The 5607-nt window shown below is 71.7% G+C and carries 6 protein-coding genes and 2 pseudogenes; all 8 read right to left on the bottom strand.

Going from position 1 to position 5607, the window contains the following annotated elements:
• Positions 1-214, bottom strand: a pseudogene (locus ACTUAL_RS12830) (hypothetical protein); the annotation flags it as partial.
• A 48-nt stretch (positions 215-262) separates the two neighbouring features.
• Complete coding sequence (gene wag31 / locus ACTUAL_RS12825; protein ID WP_440900393.1) at positions 263-1084, bottom strand: DivIVA-like cell division protein Wag31; 822 nt, start codon at positions 1082-1084, stop codon at positions 263-265.
• 45 nt (positions 1085-1129) lie between these two features.
• The gene (locus tag ACTUAL_RS12820; protein ID WP_096496454.1) at positions 1130-1414 is read right to left on the bottom strand and encodes a YggT family protein; all 285 of its coding nucleotides are present in this window, start codon (positions 1412-1414) and stop codon (positions 1130-1132) included.
• Between the two features lie 20 nt (positions 1415-1434).
• On the bottom strand, positions 1435-2082 hold the full coding sequence (locus tag ACTUAL_RS12815; RefSeq protein ID WP_096496455.1) for a cell division protein SepF: 648 nt from the start codon (positions 2080-2082) through the stop codon (positions 1435-1437).
• 67 nt (positions 2083-2149) lie between these two features.
• A complete protein-coding gene (locus ACTUAL_RS12810; protein ID WP_440900392.1) occupies positions 2150-2845 on the bottom strand; it encodes a YggS family pyridoxal phosphate-dependent enzyme in 696 nt (231 codons plus the stop codon).
• Entirely contained in the window at positions 2842-3546 is a 705-nt protein-coding gene (gene pgeF, locus ACTUAL_RS12805; protein ID WP_440900391.1) for a peptidoglycan editing factor PgeF, read from the bottom strand. The genes ACTUAL_RS12810 and pgeF overlap by 4 nt, the downstream gene beginning before the upstream one ends.
• A gap of 157 nt (positions 3547-3703) precedes the next feature.
• On the bottom strand, positions 3704-4918 hold the full coding sequence (gene ftsZ, locus ACTUAL_RS12800) for a cell division protein FtsZ (RefSeq protein WP_440900390.1): 1215 nt from the start codon (positions 4916-4918) through the stop codon (positions 3704-3706).
• A 495-nt stretch (positions 4919-5413) separates the two neighbouring features.
• A pseudogene (locus tag ACTUAL_RS12795) lies at positions 5414-5607 on the bottom strand (cell division protein FtsQ); the annotation flags it as partial.

Below are 5607 nucleotides of genomic sequence, written 5' to 3'. Positions count from 1 at the left end.
CGTCACCGGAACGATCTTGAGTACTACCCTGTGCCACGACTGCGGCGGCACCGGCCCCCGACCGGCGGTGCAGCCACCAGTCCACCACCAGCCCCACCGCTGCGGCTGCGCTCGCCGCCACCGACAGCCACGCCCACAGGGTGGACGCGCTGGTCAGCGCGGGCACGAGCAAGCCGAGCGCGGCCAGGACCAGGAGCAGGACTGCGTACAGCACGCTCGCAGCGTAGATCAGCGCTGGAGCGCGGGCTCAGCCCAGCCGGGCTCAGCCCGCCTCGGCACGAGCCCCGAAGGAGTAGCCCTGCTGCCCGGCCCTGCCGTCGGACGGCGCCGCGGGGCCCCGGTCCTGCAGGTCGCGCAGCGACGACTCCAGCATGGTCTTGAGCCTGGTGCGGTACTCGCGCTCGAACGTCTGCAGCTTGTCGATCTGCTTCTCGAGCGTGTTCTTCTCCTGGGTGATGTTGCCCATCACCTCGGCGTGCTTGCGCTGCGCGTCGCGGTCGAGCGCGCTGGCCTTGTCGCGGGCCTGCCGCTCGAGCGTCTCGGCGCGGGTCCGCGCGTCGTTCAGCATGGTCTCGGCACGCGTGCGCGCCTCGTTCACCATGGTGTCGGACTTGGAGCGCGCCTCCGAGAGCAGCTGCTCGGACTTCGTCCTGGCCTCCGACAGCATCCCGTCGGCCTCGGCCTTGGCCTCGCCGGTCAGGCGGTCTGCCATCTCCTGGGCGAGCCCGAGGACCTTGGCGGCCTGGACGTGGTGGTCACCCCCACCACCGGGGGACGTCTGCTCCAGCGCCGAGGGGGGCGGCACGGGCGCGAGCCTGCGGGGCTCCTCGACGACGCGGCTGGGACCACCGACACCGGCGGCGATCTTGGCTCGTGCGTCCTCCAGGTCGGCGCGCGCGGTCTCGACCTGCTGGTCGAGCTGCTCGACCGGGTGGCGCAGGTCGGTGTTATCCTCGATCAGGCCGGCGAGCGCACCCGCAACCAGGTCGAGGAACGCGTCCACCTCGTCCTCGTTGTAGCCCCGCTTGCCAATCGGCGGCTTGCTGAACGCGACGTTGTGCACGTCCGCGGGGGTCAACGGCATCAGATCACCTCACGCACTCCTGGGCTGTGGACATCCCTGGTCCCCTCACCTGGGATCGGCTACTCGCATCAGAATGATAACGACCAGCAACAGCACAATAATGGACAAGTCCAGACTGATGTTCCCGATCCGCACGGTGGGGATGACCCGCCGCAGCGCGCGGATCGGGGGATCGGTCACGGTGTAGACGGTCTCCAGAGCCACTGCCGTGCCGCCCGCGGGCCGCCAGTCCCTGGCGAACGAGCGGACGCCTTCCACGACCATGCGCGCGATGAGCAGCAGCCAGAACGAGAACAGCAGGTAGTAGACCACGAGCAAGAGGGCATCCACACCTCCAACTGTGCCACCACTCAGCCGTGGTTGAGGAATCCGCCCTCGGCGAGCCGCCTCCGGTCTTCGGCGGTCACGTCGATGTTCGGGGGTGAGAGCAGGAACACCTTGTTGGTCACCTTGTCGATGGACCCCCGGAGGGCGAACGCCAGTCCGGCGGCGAAGTCGACCAGCCGCTTGGCGTCGGCGTCGTCCATGTCGGTGAGGTTCATGATGACGGGCGTGCCGTCCCGGTAGTGCTCCCCGATGGCCCGCGCCTCGTTGTAGCTGCGCGGGTTGAGGGTGGTGATCCGGCCCAGGGCGGCAGCCGCCGGGGCGGGCTGCTGCGGCTGCGGGGCGGGCAGGGCGCGGGGCCGGGGCGCGGGCTCGCGCTGCGCGTCGATGGCCAGCGCGCCGTGCACCGGGGTCTCGCTCCACGAGCGGCGGGACCGGGCGCGGGCGTCCGACTCGTACTCCTCGGCGTCCTCCGGGTCGGGGCGGTACTCGGACCTGCTCGAACGGCGCCGTCCGCGCTGCTCGGGGTAGGTCTCGTACTCCGCGGTCTCGGGGTACTCGGAGCGGTACTCCGAGTAGCGCCCGCCGCGCTCGTCCTCGTAGGCGTCAGGGTCGTCGGCGTACTCGGCGGGAACCATCCCGAAGTACGCCTTCAGCTTGTGGAACCCGCTCATGCCAAGCCCTTCCTCCGCCGTTCCCCAACCGCAAGGACGTCGCGGTGGCCCCAGAGGTTCCGGACAGTTACGGCGAGGTTAGTCCCCGGCTGCCCAGCAACGCTGTTCCGACACGCACGCACGTCGAACCCCATGCGATCGCATCTTCCAGGTCGCCGCTCATCCCCGCCGAGATCACGGTGGCATCGGGATGATCGTCACGCAAGCGGGTTACCGCTCCCTTCAAGAGCGCAAACGCCTCTCCGGGATACCGGCCCAGTGGTGCGACAGCCATCACACCCCTCAGCCTAAGTTCACTCGAACGGCCGATGCGCGCGGCGAGGTCCGGAAGATCAGGGACCGGACATCCTCCTCGCGCAGTGTCACCGTCAATGCTCACCTGGATGAGCACATCCCGGTGAACGCCGTCCTTGGCCGCCGCCGCGACGAGCGCGTCGACCAACCGGGTCGAGTCTACGCTGTCGATCCGGTCGGCCCAGGTCAGGACCGACCTGGCCTTGTTCCGCTGGAGTCGGCCCACCATCCGCCAGTTCGCGTCGAGATCACCCAGGTCGGCGACCTTCGCCCGTGCCTCCTGGTCCTTGTTCTCGGCGAAGTCGCGCAGCCCGAGGCCGTGCAGGAGCCGGACGTCGGAGGCCGGGAAGGTCTTGGTGACCGCGAGCAGGGTCACCTCGGCGGGGTCCCGGCGCGCCGCCTCGCAGGCCTTGTCGATGCGGGCGCGGACCTCGGCGAGGTTGAGCCGGAGCTCCTCCTCGCGGCTCACGGCTCGATCCAGGCGACGGAGGCGAGGCGGCCGGTGCCGGGGGTGCGGCGGTGGCTGAACAGGGCGCGCTCCTCGACGGTGCAGCGCGGGTCGACGCCGATCCTGCCCACGCCCGCGGCGGCGAGCTGGTTCCAGATGCCCGCGCGCAGGTCGAGCGAGGGCTTGCCCGCGCGGGACTTGGCCGCGCTGCCGGGCAGGTGCTTGTCGACGTCGGCGCGCATGTCGGCGGGCACCTCGTAGCAGTCCCCGCACACCGCCGGGCCGAGCAGGACCTCGGTGTTCTCCGGCGTCGCCCCCGCGTCGGCCATGGCCTTGAGCACGGCGGGCACGATGCCGACCCGAGCCCCGACCCGCCCGGCGTGGGCGACGGCGGCGACCCCGGCGACCGGGTCGCCGAGCAGGACCGGCACGCAGTCGGCGGTGAGCACGGCCAGCGCCAGGCCGGGCCGGGTGGTGACGACCGCGTCGGTGGCCTCCAGCGGACCGCCCTGCGGCCCGTCGACCACGGCGACGGTGCGCCCGTGCACCTGCTCCATCCAGACCAGGTCGGTGACGGGGAGGCCGATCCCCTCGGCGAGCCGGGCCCGGTTGGCCTCGACCGCCTCCGGGTCGTCCCCGACGTGGTCACCGAGGTTGAACGAGTCGTAGGGCGCCTTGGAGACGCCGCCTTCGCGGGTGGTCACGACACGTCTGATGCGCACTCCCCCAGCTTGTCACGCCCAGGGCCGAACCCCGAACCCGCGCCGGGTCACCCGGTGCGGCGACGCCGCCCCGAGCACGACGGAGCCCCCGGTGGGACCACCGGGGGCTCCTCGTCGTGCACGTTCCCGAAGGGCCGCGCTCAGCGGCCGTCCGCGTTCAGCGCCGCATGAACGGCGGCACGTCGACCTCGTCGTCCGGGTCGTCCGTGACCGGCACGGCGCGGTTGCCGAGACCGCCCAGCGGGCGGGGCAGCGGCTGCGGCGGCTGGTAGGTGCTCGCGGGCGGCTGCGGCTGGACCGGGAGGGTCGGCAGCGGCGGGGTCGGGGGCGGCGAGGGCTCGACCGCCACCGGCGGCGCGGGCTGCGGCTCCACCGCCTTCGGCGGGCTGGACAGCGCCTGCGGTTCGAGCTTCTTGTGCGTCGGCCCGTTCCCGTCGAACCCGGCCGCGATCACCGTCACCCGCACCTCGTCGCCGAGCGAGTCGTCGATGACCGTGCCGAAGATGATGTTCGCGTCGGGGTGCGCGGCCTCCTGGACCAGCGAGGCGCTCTCGTTGATCTCGAACAGCCCGAGGTCCGACCCGCCCGCGATCGACAGCAGCACTCCGTGGGCGCCCTCCATGGACGCCTCCAGCAGCGGGCTGTTGATCGCCTTCTGGGCCGCTTGCACCGCTCTGCCCTCGCCTCGGGCCGAGCCGATGCCCATCAGCGCGCTGCCCGCCCCGGACATGACGGACTTGACGTCCGCGAAGTCCAGGTTGATCAGACCGGGCGTGGTGATGAGGTCGGTGATGCCCTGGACACCGGACAGCAGCACCTCGTCCGCGGAGCGGAACGCGTCCATCAGCGAGACGCCGATGTCGCCGAGCTGGAGCAGCCGGTCGTTCGGGATGACGATGAGCGTGTCGCACTCGTTGCGCAGGGCCTGGATGCCCTCCTCGGCCTGCTTGCCCCGGCGCTTGCCCTCGACCGCCAACGGCCGGGTCACCACGCCGATGGTCAGCGCGCCGAGCTTGCGGGCGATCGAGGCCACGACGGGCGCGCCACCGGTGCCCGTGCCACCGCCCTCACCGGCGGTGACGAACACCATGTCGGCGCCCTTGAGGACCTCTTCGATCTCCTCGCGGTGGTCTTCCGCGGCCTTGTGGCCGACCTCGGGGTTGGCGCCCGCGCCGAGTCCCCTGGTCAGCTCCCGGCCGATGTCGAGCTTGACGTCGGCGTCGGACATCAGCAGCGCCTGCGCGTCGGTGTTGACCGCGATGAACTCGACGCCCTTGAGCCCGACCTCGATCATGCGGTTGACGGCGTTGACACCACCGCCGCCGATGCCGACGACCTTGATCACCGCGAGGTAGTTGTGCGGGGGCGTCATCGGTCCGCCTTCCTGATCGTGTCCGTGCTCATGTGCTGGATGCGGATGACCACCGGGTCACCGCACCCGGATTGAAACCCTCGACGCTGGGTCAAGAGCTGTGTCAACCCCGTATGTTCCTGCTGGACGGTATGCACCGGGGGTGCGTCGGTCCAGCAGCCACGCCGTAGTTGCCACGGGCGTCCGCCGTCCGGTCACCCCGTGGGGCAGCGCCGCGCTGGGCCAAGGGTAGTCCGACCGCGCGGGCGGTTTCGCCCAGCCCGCTCGGCGCGGCGGGCGTGACGGCCGCCACCGACCGTCCTCATCAGACGTGGTCGGGGGCGCGCAGCCGTGATCGCGGGTGGTGGGAAGTGTCCCGACCCGCGCAGACCGGCGACGACGCGATCGGGGCCCGCGCCAAACCGTGACGCGAATCACCACGCGCGAGTGCCTGAACGGGCACGCCGGGAGCGCGCGGCGCGCGCCGGTGGGAGCCGTCGCGCGCCGCCCCCGACCTCAGGACACCGTCGGCAGCTCGGGGCTGGTCACGTCGTACACCTTGCCCTCGCGGGTCAGCAGCACGTCCAGGACGGCGGCCTTGCGCGGGGTGTCCTGCGCCGAGCCCCAGCGGACCTCGCGGCCCGCCGACATCTCCAGCACCAGGTCGGTCCCGCCGCTGGAGCCCACCGACAGCACCTCGCGGCGCAGGT

It is taken from the genome of Actinosynnema sp. (assembly GCF_052038725.1).
This window is presented reverse-complemented; position numbering and strand designations above follow the sequence as displayed.

Bases quoted from the DNA above. Each gene is read 5' to 3' on its own strand.
- wag31 (WP_440900393.1), bottom strand. From the start codon at position 1,084: ATGCCGTTGACCCCCGCGGACGTGCACAACGTCGCGTTCAGCAAGCCG.
- ACTUAL_RS12815 (WP_096496455.1), bottom strand. From the start codon at position 2,082: ATGAGCGGGTTCCACAAGCTGAAGGCGTACTTCGGGATGGTTCCCGCC.
- ftsZ (WP_440900390.1), bottom strand. From the start codon at position 4,918: ATGACGCCCCCGCACAACTACCTCGCGGTGATCAAGGTCGTCGGCATC.